16 protein-coding genes and 1 pseudogene are annotated in these 18,353 nt (G+C 71.5%); 16 read left to right on the forward strand and 1 reads right to left on the reverse strand.

What is annotated here, in order from left to right; all coding sequences use genetic code 11:
- Positions 1–314 precede the first annotated feature (314 nt).
- From CG740_RS27370 to ftsH, 5 genes are all read left to right on the forward strand, one after another.
- Positions 315–1,655 carry an ammonium transporter gene (locus tag CG740_RS27370; RefSeq protein ID WP_100577950.1) on the forward strand — a complete coding sequence of 447 codons (1,341 nt, stop codon included), beginning with the start codon at positions 315–317 and terminating at the stop codon, positions 1,653–1,655.
- Entirely contained in the window at positions 1,652–1,990 is a 339-nt protein-coding gene (locus CG740_RS27375) for a P-II family nitrogen regulator (protein WP_100577951.1), read from the forward strand. The genes CG740_RS27370 and CG740_RS27375 overlap by 4 nt, the downstream gene beginning before the upstream one ends.
- 68 nt (positions 1,991–2,058) lie before the next feature.
- Positions 2,059–4,518, forward strand: coding sequence for a [protein-PII] uridylyltransferase (locus tag CG740_RS27380; protein WP_100577952.1), 2,460 nt, complete (start codon positions 2,059–2,061; stop codon positions 4,516–4,518).
- Between the two features lie 112 nt (positions 4,519–4,630).
- Positions 4,631–6,175, forward strand: coding sequence for a signal recognition particle protein (ffh, locus tag CG740_RS27385; protein ID WP_100577953.1), 1,545 nt, complete (start codon positions 4,631–4,633; stop codon positions 6,173–6,175).
- 145 nt (positions 6,176–6,320) lie between these two features.
- A complete protein-coding gene (ftsH, locus tag CG740_RS27390; protein ID WP_100577954.1) occupies positions 6,321–8,252 on the forward strand; it encodes an ATP-dependent zinc metalloprotease FtsH in 1,932 nt (643 codons plus the stop codon).
- Between the two features lie 59 nt (positions 8,253–8,311).
- On the opposite strand, the gene CG740_RS27395 is transcribed toward ftsH, so the two are convergent.
- A complete protein-coding gene (locus CG740_RS27395; protein WP_100577955.1) occupies positions 8,312–9,175 on the reverse strand; it encodes an SAM-dependent methyltransferase in 864 nt (287 codons plus the stop codon).
- 199 nt (positions 9,176–9,374) lie between these two features.
- Between CG740_RS27395 and proS the strand changes: the two genes are divergently transcribed.
- The 11 genes and pseudogenes from proS (at position 9,375) to lepB (CG740_RS27450) (ending at position 18,353) form a co-directional block, all read left to right on the forward strand.
- Positions 9,375–10,787 carry a proline--tRNA ligase gene (gene proS, locus CG740_RS27400; protein WP_100577956.1) on the forward strand — a complete coding sequence of 471 codons (1,413 nt, stop codon included), beginning with the start codon at positions 9,375–9,377 and terminating at the stop codon, positions 10,785–10,787.
- A 310-nt stretch (positions 10,788–11,097) separates the two neighbouring features.
- Complete coding sequence (locus tag CG740_RS27405; RefSeq protein ID WP_100577957.1) at positions 11,098–11,700, forward strand: hypothetical protein; 603 nt, start codon at positions 11,098–11,100, stop codon at positions 11,698–11,700.
- Positions 11,701–11,937: 237 nt separating this feature from the next.
- Positions 11,938–12,375: a 30S ribosomal protein S16 gene (gene rpsP, locus CG740_RS27410; RefSeq protein ID WP_100577958.1), complete on the forward strand. Its 438-nt coding sequence runs from the start codon at positions 11,938–11,940 to the stop codon at positions 12,373–12,375.
- A gap of 2 nt (positions 12,376–12,377) precedes the next feature.
- Positions 12,378–12,617 carry an RNA-binding protein gene (locus tag CG740_RS27415; protein WP_005311361.1) on the forward strand — a complete coding sequence of 80 codons (240 nt, stop codon included), beginning with the start codon at positions 12,378–12,380 and terminating at the stop codon, positions 12,615–12,617.
- 145 nt (positions 12,618–12,762) lie between these two features.
- Positions 12,763–13,377: a ribosome maturation factor RimM gene (rimM, locus tag CG740_RS27420; protein ID WP_100577959.1), complete on the forward strand. Its 615-nt coding sequence runs from the start codon at positions 12,763–12,765 to the stop codon at positions 13,375–13,377.
- A complete protein-coding gene (gene trmD, locus CG740_RS27425; protein ID WP_100577960.1) occupies positions 13,377–14,198 on the forward strand; it encodes a tRNA (guanosine(37)-N1)-methyltransferase TrmD in 822 nt (273 codons plus the stop codon). Before rimM ends, trmD begins: the two co-directional genes overlap by 1 nt.
- A 126-nt stretch (positions 14,199–14,324) precedes the next feature.
- On the forward strand, positions 14,325–14,675 hold the full coding sequence (rplS, locus tag CG740_RS27430; protein ID WP_100577961.1) for a 50S ribosomal protein L19: 351 nt from the start codon (positions 14,325–14,327) through the stop codon (positions 14,673–14,675).
- Positions 14,676–14,731: 56 nt separating this feature from the next.
- Positions 14,732–15,505, forward strand: coding sequence for a signal peptidase I (lepB, locus tag CG740_RS27435; RefSeq protein WP_100577962.1), 774 nt, complete (start codon positions 14,732–14,734; stop codon positions 15,503–15,505).
- Positions 15,498–16,604, forward strand: a pseudogene (gene lepB, locus CG740_RS27440) (signal peptidase I); the annotation flags it as partial. The gene lepB (CG740_RS27435) and the pseudogene lepB (CG740_RS27440), both read left to right, overlap by 8 nt.
- Positions 16,513–17,508 carry a signal peptidase I gene (lepB, locus tag CG740_RS27445; RefSeq protein WP_100577963.1) on the forward strand — a complete coding sequence of 332 codons (996 nt, stop codon included), beginning with the start codon at positions 16,513–16,515 and terminating at the stop codon, positions 17,506–17,508. The pseudogene lepB (CG740_RS27440) and the gene lepB (CG740_RS27445), both read left to right, overlap by 92 nt.
- A 104-nt stretch (positions 17,509–17,612) precedes the next feature.
- Positions 17,613–18,353 (forward strand): signal peptidase I, encoded by a 741-nt coding sequence (gene lepB / locus CG740_RS27450; protein WP_100577964.1) that lies wholly within the window; start codon positions 17,613–17,615, stop codon positions 18,351–18,353.

The following is an 18,353-nucleotide window of genomic DNA, read 5'->3' on the forward strand; positions in this document are numbered from 1 at the left end:
CGACGGCATACAAGACCCCGGCCGCGACACCTACCCCGTTCAGCCCGACTCGGCTCCCCCACGCCAGGTCAAACGGGTGGCGTCGCGGCCGGTCCGCCAGGTGCGGGCGCCCTCGGACGGCAGCGCCCGCTCCCGGCCGATCCGGCAGTTCACGGGCACGTAACACGCCCGCCTCCTTCGTCACTGCGGTGAAACATCGAGCGGCATCGACGGAAACCGCGCTGGGACAACCTCATGGCGCATAACCGGCCCCCGGCCAGTTCCCGCCCGAGTAACGCCCCCGCACGGGCCGTACCGACGACGAGGAGACGCCGATGCCTCCAGGCATCACGCTCGCAGCTGACGCTCCGCAGCTGTCCAGCGCCAACACCGGATTCATGCTGATCTGCTCAGCGCTGGTGATGATCATGACGCCCGGCCTCGCCTTCTTCTACGGAGGCATGGTCCGCGTCAAGAGCACCCTCAACATGCTGATGATGAGCTTCATCAGCCTCGGCATCGTCACGATCCTGTGGGTGCTCTACGGATTCAGCCTGACCTTCGGCGAGAGCAACGGCTTCATCGGCTGGTCCAAGGACTACTTCGGGCTCAGCGGCATCGGCCTGGTCCAGCTCTGGCCCGGATACACCATCCCGATCTACGTCTTCGCCGTGTTCCAGCTGATGTTCGCGGTCATCACACCCGCGCTCATAAGCGGGGCGCTCGCCGACCGTGTCAAGTTCACCGCCTGGTCGCTGTTCACGGCCCTGTGGGTCACCGTCGTCTACTTCCCCGTCGCGCACTGGGTGTGGGCCTCGGACGGCTGGCTCTTCAAGAAGGGCGTCATCGACTTCGCCGGCGGCACCGCCGTGCACATCAACGCGGGTGCGGCCGCTCTCGGCGTGATCCTCGTCATCGGCAAGCGGGTCGGCTTCAAGAAGGACCCGATGCGGCCGCACAGCCTGCCGCTCGTCATGCTCGGCGCGGCCCTGCTCTGGTTCGGCTGGTTCGGCTTCAACGCCGGCTCCTGGCTCGGCAACGACGACGGCGTGGGCGCCGTGATGTTCGTCAACACCCAGGTCGCCACGGCCGCGGCCATGCTCGCCTGGCTGCTCTACGAGAAGCTGCGCCACGGCTCCTTCACCACCCTCGGCGCCGCCTCCGGCGCGGTCGCGGGCCTCGTCGCGATCACCCCCGCGGGCGGCTGCGTCAGCCCGCTGGGCGCGATCGCGGTCGGCGCGATCGCGGGCGTCCTGTGCGCCATGGCCGTCGGCCTCAAGTACCGCTTCGGGTTCGACGACTCGCTCGACGTCGTCGGCGTCCACATGGTCGGCGGGATCACCGGCTCGCTGCTCATCGGCCTCTTCGCCACCGGCGGCGTACAGTCCACCGCCAAGGGCCTCTTCTACGGAGGCGGCCTCGACCAGCTCGGCAAGCAGGCCATCGGAGTCGGCGCGGTCCTCGGCTACTCCCTCGTGGTCTCCGCGGTCCTCGCCCTCGCCCTCGACAAGACGATCGGGATGCGGGTGCCGGAGGACGACGAGGTCTCCGGCATCGACCAGGTCGAGCACGCCGAGACGGCGTACGACTTCAGCGGCGCGGGCGGCGGCACGATCCCCCGCAAGGCCGTGCCGGTCCCGGGCGACGTGGCAGCGAACAAGAAGGTGGACGCATGAGGCTCATCACCGCGGTCGTCAAACCGCACCGGCTCGACGAGATCAAGGAAGCCCTCCACGCCTTCGGCGTCCAGGGCCTGACCGTCACCGAGGCCAGCGGCTACGGCCGCCAGCGCGGCCACACCGAGGTCTACCGCGGCGCCGAGTACACCGTCGACCTCGTCCCCAAGATCCGGATAGAGGTCCTGGTCGAGGACGAGGACGCCGAGGAACTCATCGACGTCGTGGTCAAGGCGGCCCGCACCGGAAAGATCGGCGACGGCAAGGTGTGGAGCGTGCCCGTCGAGACGGCGGTCCGGGTCCGGACCGGCGAACGCGGACCTGACGCACTGTAGGGGCGTCCGGTGGGCCCTGGCGGGGCCGTGCCCACCGACACCCCGGGAACACGGCAAGGAGCTGCTGGGTGACGAGCGTTGAAGTGAGTACCGGATCCAACGACGGCGACTCGGAGCCCGGCGGTTACGCGGCGGCCCGGCTGCGCCTTCTCACCGAGAAGGGGCGGTCCGGGCCGCCGCGCCGCGCGGCCCTGTCCCAGCTGACCGATGCCTGGCTGGCCACCCTGTTCGCCGGCGCGGTCGAAGGGTCCGGGGTGGGCGGGGCGGCCCTGGTCGCGGTCGGCGGCTACGGACGCGGCGAACTCTCCCCGCGCAGCGACCTCGACCTGCTGCTCCTGCACGACGGGCGGGCCGACGCCGGGGCACTCGCGCTGCTCGCCGACCGGCTCTGGTACCCGGTGTGGGACCTCGGCCTCGCCCTCGACCACTCGGTGCGCACCCCCGCCCAGGCCCGCAAGACGGCAGGCGAGGACCTCAAGGTGCAGCTCGGCCTCCTGGACGCCCGCCATGTGGCCGGCGACCTCGGCCTCACCACGGCGCTGCGCACCACCGTCCTCGCCGACTGGCGCAACACCGCCCCCGGGCGCCTGCCCGAGCTGGACGAGCTGTGCCGTGAACGGGCGCAGCGCCAGGGCGAGTTGCAGTACCTCCTGGAAGGCGACCTCAAGGAGGCCAGGGGCGGGCTGCGGGACGCGACCGCCCTGCGTGCGGTCGCCGCCTCCTGGGTCGCGGACGCCCCCCGCGAAGGCCTCGCCGAGGCCAGGCGCCGTCTGCTCGACGTGCGTGACGCGCTGCACCTGTGCACCGGCCGCGCCACCGACCGCCTCGCCCTCCAGGAACAGGACGCGGTGGCGGCCGAACTGGCGCTCCTGGACGCCGATGTGATGCTCCGTCAGGTATCGGAGGCGGCCCGCGTCATCTCCTACGCCGGCGACGTCACCTGGCGCGAGGTCGGCCGCGTGCTGCGCGCCCGCTCCGCCCGTCCCCGGCTGCGCCAGCTGTTCGGCGGCGGGCGCCCCGGCGCCCCCGAACGCACCCCGCTCGCCGAAGGCGTCGTCGAACAGGACGGCGAGGTCGGCCTCGCACTCGCCGCCCGCCCCGAGAAGGACCCCGTCCTCACGCTGCGCGCCGCGGCCGCGGCCGCCCAGGCGGGCCTGCCCATCTCCCGGCACGCCGTACGCCACCTGGCGGGCACGGCGGCCCCGCTGCCCACGCCCTGGCCCGCCGAGGCCCGCGACCGGCTGGTCTCGCTGCTCGGCGCGGGCGAGTCCACCGTCCCCGTGTGGGAGGCACTCGAAGCGGAAGGGCTCGTCACCGCGCTGCTTCCCGACTGGGAACGGGTGCGCTGCCGGCCCCAGCGCAACGCCGTACACACCTGGACCGTGGACCGCCACCTCGTCGAGACCGCGGTACGCGCCTCCCGCCTCACCCGCCGGGTGCACCGCCCCGACCTGCTCCTGGTCGCCGCCCTGCTGCACGACATCGGCAAGGGCTGGCCCGGCGACCACTCGGTGGCCGGCGAGACCATCGCCCGCGACGTCGCCACCCGGATCGGCTTCGACGCCGCCGACGTGGCCGTCGTCGCCACCCTCGTACGCCATCACCTGCTGCTCATCGAGACCGCGACCCGGCGCGACCTGGACGACCCGGTCACCGTGCGCTCGGTCGCCGAGGCCGTCGGCTCGACGGGCACCCTGGAACTGCTGCACGCCCTCACCGAGGCGGACGCGCTGGCCACCGGGCCGGCCGCCTGGTCCTCGTGGCGCGGCTCCCTCGTCGCCGACCTGGTCAAGCGGGCCTCGGCGGTCCTCGCGGGCGCGCCCGCGGACCCCGAACCCGCCGCGGTCACCGCCGAACAGGAACGCCTCGCCGTGGAAGCCCACCGCACCGGCGGCCCCGTCCTCGCCGTGCGGGCCCGCACCGACGGCTCGGACGAACACGAACCCCTCGGCGTGGAACTGCTCATCGCCGTCCCCGACCAGCCCGCCGTACTGCCCCTGACGGCCGGGGTGCTGGCCCTGCACCGCCTCACCGTCCGCGCCGCCGAGCTGCGCGCGGTCGACCTGCCCGACCCGGTCGGCGGCTCGGTCCTGCTCCTGGACTGGCGGGTGGCCGCGGCCTACGGCTCGCTGCCGCAGGCCGCCCGGCTGCGGGCCGACCTGGTGCGGGCGCTCGACGGCTCCCTCGACATCGGGGCCCGCCTGGCCGAACGCGAGGCCGCCTACCCGCGCCGCCGCGCCGCCCCGGCCCCGCCGGCCCGGGTGACCGTGGCACCCTCGGCCTCCCGGCACGCCACCGTCATCGAGGTCCGCGCCCAGGACGTCCCCGGCCTCCTGCACCGCATCGGGCACGCCCTGGAGAGCGCGGGCGTACGGGTGCGCTCCGCCCACGTCTCGACGCTCGGCTCCAACGCCGTGGACGCCTTCTACGTGACGGACGCGGACGGCGCGGCCCTCGGCGCGGGGGAGGCGGCGCGGGTGGCGGGGCAGCTGGAGTCGGCCCTGGGAGAGGTGCCCGGGCCCGCGTGAGCACCCCCGACGCGGGAAGGGGTGTGCAGGCACCCCCGCGTACCCCCACCCGCCGGGATACCCTGGGGCCTGTTCACCCGACCGCCCCACGAGCCGAGGACCCGCGACCACCGTGTTCGATACCCTTTCCGACCGCCTGAGTGCGACGTTCAAGAACCTCCGGGGCAAAGGACGCTTGAGCGAGGCGGACATCGACGCCACGGCGCGCGAGATCCGCATCGCTCTGCTTGAGGCCGACGTCGCGCTGCCCGTAGTCCGCGCCTTCATCAAGCAGGTCAAGGAGCGCGCGTCCGGCATCGAGGTCTCCCAGGCCCTCAACCCCGCCCAGCAGGTCATCAAGATCGTCAACGAGGAGCTCATCGGCATCCTCGGCGGCGAGACCCGGCGCCTGCGGTTCGCCAAGACCGCGCCGACCGTGATCATGCTCGCGGGCCTCCAGGGTGCCGGTAAGACCACCCTCGCCGGAAAGCTCGGCAAGTGGCTGAAGGGGCAGGGCCACTCCCCGCTCCTGGTGGCCTGCGACCTCCAGCGCCCCAACGCCGTCAACCAGCTGAGCGTCGTCGCCGAGCGCGCCGGAGTCGCGGTCTACGCGCCGGAACCGGGCAACGGCGTCGGCGACCCGGTCGAGGTCGCCAAGGACTCCATCGAGTACGCCCGGTCCAAGCAGTACGACGTGGTCGTGGTCGACACCGCCGGTCGCCTCGGCATCGACCAGGAGCTGATGCAGCAGGCCGCGGACATCCGCGACGCCGTCAGCCCCGACGAGGTCCTCTTCGTCGTCGACGCGATGATCGGTCAGGACGCGGTCAACACCGCGGAGGCCTTCCGCGACGGCGTCGGCTTCGACGGCGTGGTGCTCTCCAAGCTCGACGGCGACGCCCGCGGCGGTGCGGCGCTCTCGATCGCCCACGTCACGGGCAAGCAGATCATGTTCGCCTCCAACGGCGAGAAGCTGGAGGACTTCGACGCCTTCCACCCGGACCGGATGGCGTCCCGCATCCTCGACATGGGTGACCTGCTCACCCTGATCGAGCAGGCGGAGAAGACGTTCAGCCAGGCCGAGGCCGAGAAGATGGCCTCCAAGCTGGCGTCCAGCAAGGGCGGGAAGGACTTCACGCTCGACGACTTCCTGGCCCAGATGGAGCAGGTCCGCAAGATGGGCTCCATCTCCAAGCTGCTCGGCATGCTGCCCGGCATGGGGCAGATCAAGGACCAGATCAACAACATCGACGAGCGCGATGTGGACCGCACCGCGGCCATCATCAAGTCGATGACCCCCGGCGAGCGCCACGACCCGACGATCATCAACGGCTCGCGCCGCGCCCGTATCGCCAAGGGCTCCGGCGTCGAGGTCAGCGCGGTGAAGAACCTCGTCGAGCGCTTCTTCGACGCCCGCAAGATGATGTCCCGGATGGCCCAGGGCGGCGGCATGCCGGGCATGCCCGGGATGCCGGGCATGGGCGGCGGCCCCGGCCGGCAGAAGAAGCAGGTCAAGCAGGGCAAGGGCAAGCGCAAGAGCGGCAACCCGATGAAGCGCAAGGCCGAGGAGGCCGCGGCCGCCGAGCGCAAGGCGCAGGGCGGCGCGCTCGGGCTTCCCTCCGCCGAGGAGCAGAAGAACTTCGAGCTGCCCGACGAGTTCAAGAAGTTCATGGGCTGACCGCCCGCGACCGTATGTGCGGGGCGCCTCCCGATCGACCGGGGAGGCGCCCCGCACGCATTCCGGCACCTCATCAGGACCCGCCCGGAATGCCTTATTTATACGAGTCTCCAATAATGGCGCGTACCGGCCATGAGGAGAGCACGTGCCCACTTCCGTACCCCCGCGCGACCGCCCCGACCAGCCGTGGCGCTCGGAAGGGGCGCCCCCGCCGCCCGCGCCGAAGAAGAAGATGCCCGGCGGCTGGGGCCGGCTGATCCTCACCGCCCTGATCGTCTACCTGATCACCAATCTGATCCTGTCGTTCTTCAACGACGGCGACGAGCCGACCGTCTCGTACACCGAGTTCAGCAAGCAGGTCACGGCCGGCAACGTCTCCAAGATCTACGCCAAGGGCGACGCCATCCAGGGCCAGCTCAAGAACAAGGCGCCCGTCCCGTCCGGCGAGGGCAGCGGCGACTACACGAAGTTCACCACCCAGCGCCCCACCTTCGCCGACGACGACCTGTGGGCCCAGCTGACCAAGCAGAACGTCACCGTCACCGCCGAGCCCGTCGTCGAACACCGCAGCTTCCTCGCCAACCTGCTCATCTCGCTCGCCCCGATGCTGCTGCTCGTCGTCCTGTGGCTGTTCATCGCCCGGCGCATGAGCGCGGGTCTCGGCGGCGGCGCCGGCGGGATGCTCGGCCGCAAGACGCCGCCCAAACCGGTCGAGATGGCCGACGACAAGCGCACCACCTTCAAGGACGTGGCCGGCATCGACGAGGTCGAGGGCGAGCTCAACGACGTCGTCGACTTCCTCAAGAACCCGGGCGCCTACCACGAGATGGGCGCCCGCATGCCCGGCGGCGTGCTGCTCGCGGGCCCGCCCGGCACCGGCAAGACGCTGCTCGCGCGGGCCGTCGCGGGGGAGGCCGGGGTGCCGTTCTTCTCGGCGTCGGCCTCGGAGTTCATCGAGATGATCGTGGGCGTCGGCGCCTCCCGCGTGCGCGAACTGTTCGCCGAGGCCCGCAAGGTCGCCCCCGCGATCATCTTCATCGACGAGATCGACACCATCGGCCGGGCCCGCGGCGGCGGCTCCGGCATGGGCGGCCACGACGAACGCGAACAGACCCTCAACCAGATCCTCACCGAGATGGACGGCTTCACCGGCTCCGAAGGCGTCATCGTGCTGGCCGCCACCAACCGGGCCGACGTCCTGGACCCGGCGCTCACCCGCCCCGGCCGCTTCGACCGCATCGTCCACGTCAGCCCGCCCGACCGGGGCGGCCGCGAGGCCATCTTGAAGATCCACACCCGTGAGATCCCGATGGCGCCGCAGGTCGATCTGGAGCAGGTAGCCCGCAGCACGCCCGGCATGACCGGAGCCGACCTCGCCAACCTCGCCAACGAGGCGGCCCTGCTCGCCGTCAAGCGCCAGCAGCGCGAGGTCACCCAGTCCGACCTCTCGGACGCCCTCGAAAAGGTCCAACTCGGCGCGGAGCGGCCCCTGGTGATGCCGTACGAGGAGCGCCGGCGCACCGCCTACCACGAGAGCGGCCACGCACTGCTCGGCATGCTCCAGCCCGGCGCCGACCCGGTCCGCAAGGTCACCATCGTGCCGCGCGGCCGCGCCCTCGGCGTCACCCTGTCCACCCCGGACGCCGACAAGTACGCCTACACCGAGGAATATCTGCGCGGCCGCATCATCGGTGCGCTCGGCGGCATGGCGGCCGAACAGATCGTCTTCGACGTCATCACCACCGGCGCCGAGAACGACCTGGAACAGGTCACCAACATCGTGCGCGGCATGGTCGGCCGCTGGGGCATGAGCGAGAAGATCGGCCCGCTGTCCGCGCTGCCGGGCGACGCCCAGCAGGCGTACGGGCTCTCGGCGGCGCCCGGCACCCTGGACACCATCGCCGTCGAGATGCGCCGGATCGTCGACGAGTGCTACGACAAGGCGTGCCGGCTCCTGCGCGAGAACCGCGACAAGCTGGACGCCCTCGCGGAGGCCCTGCTGGCCAACGAGACCCTGGAGGAGGCGGCGGCCTACCGCGCGGCCGGCATCCCCCGGCTGTCGAAGGCGGAGGTCTAGCCGGGCGCGGAGCAGGACCGCTGCCAACTCCCTTATGGGGCAAGGCGGTTACTGCACGTTCACGGCGTGCGGGCGATGAGGTAACGGAAGACGTTCGGCATCCACACCGTGCCGTCGCGCCGCACATGGCCGTGCAGCGCCTCGACGATCTCCTTCTCCACCTGCGCCTGATCGGTGGCGCGGGCCGCCGCGTCGAAGGCACCGGTCGACATCAGACCCCGTATCGCACTGTCGAGATCCGCATAGCCGAAGGGGCACGCCACCCGGCCGGAACCGTCCGGCTTCAGCCCGGCGCGGGCCGCCACGTCCTCCAGGTCGTCGCGCAGGCTCGGCCGCCAGCGCGGCGCATCGCTCACGCGGGTCGTCAGCCGGGTCGCCACCCGCAGCACCGCCGAGGTGGCACACCGCTCCGGCGGCCCCCAGCCGGCGAGCACCACGGGGCTGCCGCGTTCCGCGAGCCCCACGGCCTCCTCCAGAGCGGGCACCAGGCCCTCCGTGTCGCCGGCCGCACAGCCGACGGGCTCGAAGGCGGTGATCACGCCGTACGGGGGCGAGTCCGGTTCGGCCGCGTCGGCGGGACCGCCCGTGACCAGCCGGGCCGCACCCCGTCCCGTGACGCCCCGGCGCCCGGAATCCGGAGCGAACCGCTCCCGCGCCAGCGCCAGGAGCGCGGCCCGTTCCGGGCCGTCCACGCCGGTCACCGCCGCGCCGCGCGAGCCCGCGATCAGCAGCGCGAGGCCCGAGCCGCAGCCGAGCCCGAGCAGCCGGGTCCCCGGGCCCACGCCGAGCCGTTCGTAGGCCGCCTCGAAGAGGGGGACGAGCATCCGTTCCTGGATCTCCGCCCAGTCCCGCGCGCGCCCGGTCGTGCCCGCCGAAGGGGCGGTGGCCGTGCGGGAGTGATGCCGGACGAGCGTTGGTGTCATGGAAAGCGCCCCAATCCGCCGAGAGGTCAGCTGTGCCCTGATTGACAGCCCCCCGTGAATGTCCGTACGCACTTCCCCCGTATGCCAGGGAACTCCGCATCCCGGCCCGCGTCCAGAGGGCGGAGCCATCAACCGCGCTCCGGCCCCCGGCCGGAACGCGATTCACGCTCCACCACGCGGGCGCCGTACCATTCGCGCCATGGCAAAGGCACCCGTTCTCACGCCCCAGGCGGAAGACTTTCCGCGCTGGTACCAGGATCTGATCAACAAGGCCGAGCTCGCGGACAACGGCCCGGTGCGCGGCACCATGGTGATCCGACCGTACGGCTACGGCCTCTGGGAGCGGATGCAGCAGGAAATGGACGCGCGCATCAAGGACGCAGGCGCCCAGAACGCCTACTTCCCGCTCTTCATCCCCCAGTCTTACCTGACTCGCGAGGCTGAGCACGTCGAGGGCTTCGCGCCCGAGCTCGCGGTGGTCACGCACGGTGGCGGCAAGGAGCTCGAAGAGCCCGTCGTGGTCCGCCCCACCTCCGAGACGATCATCAACGACTACTTCTCGAAGTGGGTCCAGAGCTACCGCGACCTGCCGCTGCTCATCAACCAGTGGGCGAACGTGGTCCGTTGGGAGATGCGCCCGCGCGTCTTCCTCCGTACGAGCGAATTCCTGTGGCAGGAGGGGCACACCGCCCACGCCACCTACGAGGACGCCCGCGACTACGCCGCGCGCATCCACCGGGACGTCTACGCCGACTTCATGATCAACGTGCTCGGCATCGACGTCGTCCTCGGCCGCAAGACCGCCAAGGAGCGCTTCGCCGGAGCCATCAACACCCTCACCCTGGAAGGGATGATGGGCGACGGCAAGGCCCTGCAGATGGGCACCAGCCACGAACTGGGCACCAACTTCGCCAAGGCCTTCAACACCCAGTACCTGTCCAAGGACGGCAAGCAGGAACTGGTCTGGCAGACCTCCTGGGGCGTCTCCACCCGCATGGTCGGCGGCCTGATCATGTCGCACGGCGACGACAGCGGGCTGCGGGTGCCGCCGCGGCTCGCCGCCGTACAGGTCGTCGTCGTGGCGATCAAGGGCGACGAGGCCGTCGCCAAGGTCCGCGAGGTCGGCGACCGGCTCAAGGCCGCGGGCCTGCGCGTCCAGGTCGACGACCGGATCGACACCCCCTTCGGCCGCCGCGCCGTCGACTGGGAGCTGAAGGGCGTCCCCGTACGCGTCGAGATCGGCCCGCGCGACCTGGAGGCGGGCACCGCGATGCTGGCCCGCCGCATCCCCGGCGGCAAGGAGCCCGTCTCCCTCGACGCCCTCGCCGAACTGCTGCCCGCCCTCCTCGAAGAGGACCAGGCGCTGCTCCTGAGGCAGTCCCGCGAGCGCCGCGAGTCCCGCACGAGCGACGTCACCACCCTCGCCGAGGCGGCCGAGGCCGCCATCGCCGGCGGCTGGGCGCGCATCCCGTGGGCCGACCTCGGCCCCGAGGGCGAGGCCAAGCTCGCCGAACAGGCCGTGTCCGTACGGTGCCTGGTCGCCGAGGACGGGTCCGTGCCCGACGCCGACGACGCACCCGGTACGGTCGCGATCGTGGCCCGCGCCTACTGAGACCGCGCCCCGCGCTCCCGAGGGGGCCCGGCCGGCACAGGTGGCGCACAGGCCACTGACAGTCGGCCGAAACCCCTCTTGCGCGCCGGCCGGGAACGTCCGACAACGGTCGTTCCGGCGTGGGGAGTTCTCCTACACGCCGGGGCGTACCCGCCGCTACGTCATACCTTGGTGCGAGCTGTGAGCCTTCTCCGCAGATCAGCGCACCCGCCCTCGTCCGCACGCATCAATGCCAACTGACGGGTACGAGCAAATTATTTGGGATGCCCCGGAATAGGAACACAGCGGCCCTGCGGCTCGTTGTCACGACGTGAGCACGACACCACCTGTTCTCGCCGCAGAGCTGGCACAGGCGTGGGCCGACATTCAGCGGTACCACTCCGAGCTGCCGGACCTAGCCGCGCCCGAGTCCCTGATCGGAGAGTCGTCGTCCGCCTGTGGCGCCGAGCTCTCCTTCGAGCGACTGCTCCATGAGGCAGTCCACGGCATTGCCGCCGCCCGCGGTGTACGCGACACCTCCCGCGCCGGCCGCTATCACAACCGGAGGTTCCTGGCGATCGCCGAGGAGCTCGGCCTCGACCATCCGGAGGAGCCGCACCCCAGCAGCGGCTTCTCCCTGGTCACGCTGAACGCCGAGGCAAGGCGCCGCTACCGGCCCACCATCGAACGGCTGCAGCGGGCGCTCAAGGCGCACACCGTCGCCACCGCCGCCGACACCAAGCGCTCCTTCCGCGGACCGGCCGCCCGGCACGGCTCCTCCGGAGGCGGCGTCCGGGTCAAGGCGGTCTGCGACTGCGGGCGCAACGTCCGCGTCGTTCCGTCCGTGCTCGCCCAGGCGCCGATCGTCTGCGGCGGCTGCGGCAAGCCGTTCCGCATCCCGGAAGGGGCCGAGGTGGTCGCCGCGGCCGGCTGACCCCGGGCCCGGCCGCCGGCAGGGGCGGCAGGTCCGGGGGAGCGGGCCGCCCGGGGGTGCCCCACGGACCCCCGGCGTGCGCACTCCAGGCGTGTGGCACAATGGCTAGCTGTACTCGACAGCCGCACAGGAACCCTCTCGCCTCCGGCTGACGCGTCCATCGGGCACTCCGAGTACCGCAACCCCACGTGGCATCTCATGTGCCCAACCACGTCAAGACCAGGAGACACCACTCCAGTGGCAGTCAAGATCAAGCTCAAGCGCCTCGGCAAGATTCGCCAGCCGCACTACCGCATCGTCGTCGCCGACGCCCGCACTCGCCGTGACGGTCGCGCGATCGAGGAAATCGGTCTGTACCACCCGACGTACAACCCGTCGCGCATCGAGGTCGACGCCGAGCGTGCGCAGTACTGGCTGTCCGTCGGCGCCCAGCCGACCGAGGCCGTCCTCGCCATCCTGAAGCTCACCGGCGACTGGCAGGCGCACAAGGGCCTCCCGGCCCCCGCGCCGCTGCTCCAGCCGGAGGCGAAGGAAGACAAGCGCGCTTCCTTCGAGGCCTTTGCCAAGACCCTTGAGGGCGACGACGCCAAGGGTGAGGCCATCACCCAGAAGGCGAAGAAGACCGAGAAGAAGGCGGACGAGGCCGAGGCCGCCGCCGAGTCGACCGAGTCCTGAGCATGCTCGAGGAGGCTCTTGAGCACCTCGTGAAGGGCATCGTCGACAACCCCGACGACGTGCAGGTCGCCTCGCGCAACCTGCGCCGGGGGCGCGTGCTGGAGGTCCGGGTCCACCCCGACGACCTCGGCAAGGTGATCGGCCGCAACGGCCGCACCGCTCGCGCCCTGCGCACCGTCGTGGGTGCAATCGGCGGTCGTGGCATCCGCGTCGACCTCGTCGACGTGGACCAGGTCCGCTGACCAGTAGGGTCGCTTTACCTAGATACGCCGGCTCCGGGCCGGGGAGGGCTTCTCGCCCGCCCCGGCCCGTAGTCGTATTCCGGGCCATAGTGGTACGAAGGCCGCGGCCGTCATGAGGCCGCAGTTGTCCGAAGGAGAAGCAAGCGTGCAGTTGGTAGTCGCGCGGATCGGCCGCGCCCACGGCATCAAGGGCGAGGTCACCGTCGAGGTGCGCACCGACGAGCCCGAGCTGAGGCTCGGTCCCGGCGCCGTCCTCACCACCGACCCGGCGTCGGCGGGCCCGCTCACCATCGAGACCGGCCGGGTGCACAGCGGCCGGCTGCTGCTGCGCTTCGAGGGCGTGCGCGACCGCACCGCCGCCGAGGCCCTGCGCAACACCCTGCTCATCGCCGACGTCGACCCGGCCGAGCTGCCGGAAGAGCCCGACGAGTACTACGACCACCAGCTCATGGACCTGGACGTGGTCCTCGCGGACGGCACCGAGGTCGGCCGCATCACCGAGATCACCCACCTGCCCTCGCAGGACCTCTTCATCGTGGAGCGGCCCGACGGCAGCGAGGTCATGATCCCCTTCGTCGAGCAGATCGTCACCGAGATCGACCTCCAGGAGCAGCGCGCGGTCATCGACCCGCCGCCCGGCCTGATCGACGACCGCGCCGTGATCGCCTCCGCCCGCGACGAGGAGGCGGACGAGCCCGGGGAGGCCGAGGAGCCCGGCCGGTCCGGCCGGGGCGGGCAGAACGCCGGGGACGCCGGCTGATGCGGCTCGACGTCGTCACGATCTTCCCCGAGTACCTCGAACCGCTGAACGTCTCCCTGGTCGGCAAGGCCCGGGCCCGCGGGCAGCTCGACGTTCACGTCCACGACCTGCGGGACTGGACGTACGACCGGCACAACACGGTCGACGACACCCCCTACGGCGGCGGCCCCGGCATGGTCATGAAGACCGGGCCCTGGGGCGACTGCCTGGACGAGGCGCTCGCGAACGGCTACGAATCCGGCGCGAACGGCCCGGTCCTGGTCGTACCCACGCCCAGCGGCCGCCCCTTCACCCAGGAACTCGCCGTCGAACTCTCCGAGCGGCCCTGGCTGATCTTCACGCCGGCCCGCTACGAGGGCATCGACCGCCGCGTCATGGACGAGTACGCCACCCGGCTGCCCGTGTACGAGGTGTCCATCGGCGACTACGTCCTGGCCGGCGGCGAGGCCGCGGTCCTGGTGATCACCGAGGCGGTGGCCCGGCTGCTGCCCGGCGTCCTCGGCAACGCCGAGTCGCACCGCGACGACTCCTTCGCGCCCGGCGCCATGGCCAACCTCCTCGAAGGGCCCGTCTACACCAAGCCCCCCGAGTGGCGCGGCCACGGCATCCCCGAGGTCCTGCTCAGCGGCCACCACGGCAAGATCGCGCGCTGGCGCCGGGACGAGGCGTTCAAGCGCACCGCCCAGCACCGGCCCGACCTGATCGAGCGCTGCGAGGCCAGTGCCTTCGACAAGAAGGACCGCGAAACCCTCTCCATCCTCGGCTGGGCCCCCGAGCCCGGCGGCCGATTTTGGCGCAGGCCGCAGGCCGTGGAAGAATAGGCCGCTGCCGTACGCTCAGCCGGCGCCCCTGCCACAGGGGGAACGACGCCCGCCCTTCGCGCACAGCACCCCATTCATCTCGAATTCCGCTGATGACCTGTGGCATCAGTGAGGAAGTAGTCAGTCATGGCAAGCCTGCTCGACTCCGTCAACGCCGCCACGCTGCGCAGCGACGTCCCGTCGTTCCGCCCGGGTGACACCGTCAACGTCCACGTCCGCGTGATCGAGGGCAACCGCTCCCGTATCCAGCAGTTCAAGGGCGTAGTCATCCGCCGCCAGGGCGCCGGTGTCTCCGAGACCTTCACGGTCCGCAAGGTCTCCTTCTCCGTCGGCGTCGAGCGCACCTTCCCGGTGAACTCCCCGATCTTCGAGAAGATCGAGGTCGTGACCCGCGGTGACGTCCGTCGCGCCAAGCTCTACTACCTCCGTGAGCTGCGCGGCAAGGCCGCGAAGATCAAGGAGAAGCGCGACCGCTGAGCCCCGGCTCACACCCGCGCACGGGCCTGACGGCGGCCGGATAAGCTCTGGCCCCGATGGACACCGAAGCACAGCACACGGAGCGCGACCCTTCCGCGGCCCCCGAACCGGGGCCGGCGGAGCGGTCGCGCTCCGCGCGTTTCTCCACCCTGGCCGGCCTCCTCGAAGGCCCCTGGCGCAAGACCGGGGCACTGTTCGCGCTCTGCGTCGTCTTCCTGCTGCTGCTCAGCCACTTCGTGGTGCAGCCCTTCCTCGTCCCCAGCGGCTCGATGGAGAACACGCTCCAGGTCGGCGACCGGATCCTCGTCGACAAGCTCGCCTACCGCTTCGGGGGAACGCCCCGGCGCGGTGACGTCGTCGTCTTCGACGGACGGGGTTCCTTCGTACGAGAAGGTGACGAAGGGAACCCGCTGGGGCGCGCGGTGCGTTCAGCAGGAGCGGCCCTCGGCCTGACCGAGCCCGCCGAGACCGACTACGTCAAGCGCGTCATCGGAGTCGGCGGCGACCATGTGGTGTGCTGCGACCGGCGGGGGAGGCTCCAGGTGAACGGCACGGCCATCGACGAGCCCTATCTGCACCCCGGCGACCGCCCCTCCCAGGTGCCCTTCGACATCGTCGTGCCCGACGGCACCCTGTGGGTCCTCGGCGACCACCGCTCCCGCTCCAGCGACTCCCGCGACCACCTCGGCGACCCCGGCGGGGGCATGGTCCCGGTGGACCGCGTCATCGGCCGGGCCGACTGGATCGGCTGGCCCCTCGGCCGCTGGACCTCCCTCGGCGACTCCGGTGCCTTCACGGACGTACGCGACCCGGGCGGGGCCCATGGGTAACCACGGGCGCTCGCGCCCGGCCGCCCCTGCGGGCGGCGACCAGCCGCTGCCCACCGGCACCCGGCCCACCTCCGCCCCGGCCGCCCCCGGCCGGCGCGGCCACAGCGGCCGGGCCGAGCGGCGCAGGCTGGCCCGCAAGGTCAAGCGGCGCAGACGCCGCTCCGCGGTGCGCGAGATACCGCTCCTCATCACCGTCGCGCTGCTCATCGCGCTGGTCCTGAAGACGTTCCTCGTCCAGGCCTTCGTGATTCCCTCCGGCTCGATGCAGCAGACCATCACCATCGGCGACCGCGTCCTCGTCGACAAACTCACTCCCTGGTTCGGCTCGAAGCCCGAACGGGGCGACGTCGTCGTCTTCAAGGACCCCGGTGGCTGGCTCAAGGACGAACCGAAGACGTCCTCGGGCCAGGACCCCGTCGTCGTCAAACAGGTCAAGGAGGGCCTGACCTTCATCGGTCTGCTGCCCTCCGACAACGAGCAGGACCTCATCAAGCGCGTCATCGGAGTCGGCGGCGACACCGTCAGATGCTGCGACAAGGACGGCAAGGTGACCGTCAACGGGCATGCCCTCGACGAGCCGTACGTCTTCACGCCCGCCACCGATCCGCCCGCACTCATCCAATTCGAGGTAAAGGTTCCCCAGGGCCGGATCTTCGTCATGGGGGACCACCGGTCCAACTCCGCGGACTCCCGCTACCACCTCGACAACGGTCAGTACGGCACGGTGCCGGTGAGCGGCGTGGTGGGCCGCGCAGTGGTCGTGGCCTGGCCTTTCTCGCACTGGCGCAGACTCGAAGTGCCGCCCACCTTCGGCTCGGTGGCCGCCGCGCCCGGCGGTCCGGGAGGTGCCGAGTCGCATAGGGTGTCGTCCCGGGATCCGGCGGCGCAGCCGGACCAGGCGACCCAGCCCCCGACCCCTGCGGAACTCCCGCTCGTTATGGGAGTGGTGGGCCTGAGCCTCGTACGGGCCAGGCGGTGGCACAGAGTGAGGAGTGGATGTGGGGGATTTGGCGGTCGGCGCACGATCCGGACGCGAAGAGCCGGAGGAGCGGCCGGAGCAGCAGCTCGCCGATTCCTCCCCGGGCGGTCCCGCGGCGGGCCACGGCTCCGCGGACCCGGCGAACAGCCCCCCGGCCGAGCACCTGGTGCCGGCGCAGGACAGCGGCCGGGGCGACGGCGGGCCTGGTGGCGAAGGACCCGGTGAGGGCGAGGGGCGCACCCCCAAGAAGCCGCGTTCCTTCTGGAAGGAACTGCCGCTGCTCATCGGCATCGCGCTGGTCCTCGCCCTGTTGATCAAGACGTTCCTGGTCCAGGCGTTCTCCATCCCGTCCGACTCGATGCAGGACACCCTCCAGCGCGGGGACCGGGTCTTGGTCGACAAACTCACGCCGTGGTTCGGCGCCGAGCCGCAGCGCGGCGAGGTGGTCGTCTTCCACGACCCGGGCGGCTGGCTCGACGGCGAGCCCACGCCGAACCCGAACGCCGCGCAGAAGTTCCTCTCCTTCATCGGCCTGATGCCGTCCGCCGAGGAGAAGGACCTGATCAAGCGGGTCATCGCGGTCGGCGGCGACACCGTCGAGTGCAAGAAGGGCGGCCCGGTCACGGTCAACGGCAAGACCCTGAAGGAGCCGTACATCTTCCCGGGCGACAGCGCCTGCGACGACATGCCGTTCGGGCCGATCAAGGTGCCCAAGGGCCGGATCTGGGTGATGGGCGACCACCGCCAGAACTCGCTGGACTCCCGCTACCACCAGGAACTGACCGGTGGCGGCACGGTCTCCACCGATGAGGTCGTCGGCCGCGCCTTCACCATCGCCTGGCCGCTCAACCGCATCGACTGGCTCGGCGTCCCCGACACCTTCGACCAGCCGGGTCTGAGCGCGATGGGCACCGCGGCGCCCGCCGCCGTCGGCCTCGCGGGCGCGGTACCGATGGTGCTGTGGCGCCGGCGCAAGCTCGTTCAAGCGCAGGTCAAGGCGGAAACCCCGGCAGCCAAGGGCTGACCCGCGGGCATACCGCCGGGTAGGGTGCGGTCCCGGAATGTCGATCTCCGGGGTCCCGGGACGCCGTGCGCGTCCCGGGGCGCTGCCGGCAAGGGAGCGCTGCGATGAGCGGTAACGGACAGGACCACGACGGCCACGGCCGCAGTCTCGGCAGCGTGCTGTCGGGGGTGGCCGTGGCCGTCGGCTGTGTCCTCTTCCTCGGCGGCTTCGCCTGGGGCGCCGTGCAGTACAAGCCGTACACCGTGCCCACCCAGTCCATGTCGCCGACCGTGAAGGCGGGCGACCGGGTGCTCGCCCAGCGCATATCCGGCGGCGACGTACGCCGTGGTGACGTCGTCGTCTTCAACGACCCGAAGTGGGCCAACGTGCCCATGCTCAAGCGCGTCGTCGGCATCGGCGGCGACCAGGTCGCCTGCTGTGGCACGGGCGGCCGCCTCACCATCAACGGCAAACCGCTGGACGAACCGTATCTGCACGGCGCGCAGGCCTCCGGTACGCCCTTCGACGCCAAGGTCCCGGCGGGCCAGGTCTTCCTCCTCGGCGACGACCGGCTCGTCTCGCTCGACTCCCGGGTCCACCTGGACGACGCCGCCAACGGCTCGGTCCCGCTGAGCACGGTGACCGCCCGTGTGGACGCCGTCGCCTGGCCCATGGACGGCATGCTGGCGCGGCCCACGAACTTCGCGGACCTGCCAGGCGGCATCTCCTCGCCCGGGCCGCTGAAACTGGTCCTGGGCGCCATCGTGGCCGGCGCGGTCCTGATCGTGGTCGGCGCCGCCTGGGGCCCCATCGCCGGACTCGCCCGCCGCCGCGGGAACCGCACCGCAGCGCCCGCCGGAAGGTGA

This window comes from Streptomyces sp. CB01201, from assembly GCF_002803085.1.
Classification (GTDB): domain Bacteria; phylum Actinomycetota; class Actinomycetes; order Streptomycetales; family Streptomycetaceae; genus Streptomyces; species Streptomyces hundungensis.

Bases quoted from the DNA above. Each gene is read 5' to 3' on its own strand.
- CG740_RS27370 (WP_100577950.1), top strand. From the start codon at position 315: ATGCCTCCAGGCATCACGCTCGCAGCTGACGCTCCGCAGCTGTCCAGC.
- CG740_RS27375 (WP_100577951.1), top strand. From the start codon at position 1,652: ATGAGGCTCATCACCGCGGTCGTCAAACCGCACCGGCTCGACGAGATC.
- CG740_RS27395 (WP_100577955.1), bottom strand. From the start codon at position 9,175: ATGACACCAACGCTCGTCCGGCATCACTCCCGCACGGCCACCGCCCCT.
- proS (WP_100577956.1), top strand. From the start codon at position 9,375: ATGGCAAAGGCACCCGTTCTCACGCCCCAGGCGGAAGACTTTCCGCGC.
- CG740_RS27415 (WP_005311361.1), top strand. From the start codon at position 12,378: ATGCTCGAGGAGGCTCTTGAGCACCTCGTGAAGGGCATCGTCGACAAC.
- trmD (WP_100577960.1), top strand. From the start codon at position 13,377: ATGCGGCTCGACGTCGTCACGATCTTCCCCGAGTACCTCGAACCGCTG.
- rplS (WP_100577961.1), top strand. From the start codon at position 14,325: ATGGCAAGCCTGCTCGACTCCGTCAACGCCGCCACGCTGCGCAGCGAC.
- lepB (WP_100577962.1), top strand. From the start codon at position 14,732: ATGGACACCGAAGCACAGCACACGGAGCGCGACCCTTCCGCGGCCCCC.
- lepB (WP_100577964.1), top strand. From the start codon at position 17,613: ATGAGCGGTAACGGACAGGACCACGACGGCCACGGCCGCAGTCTCGGC.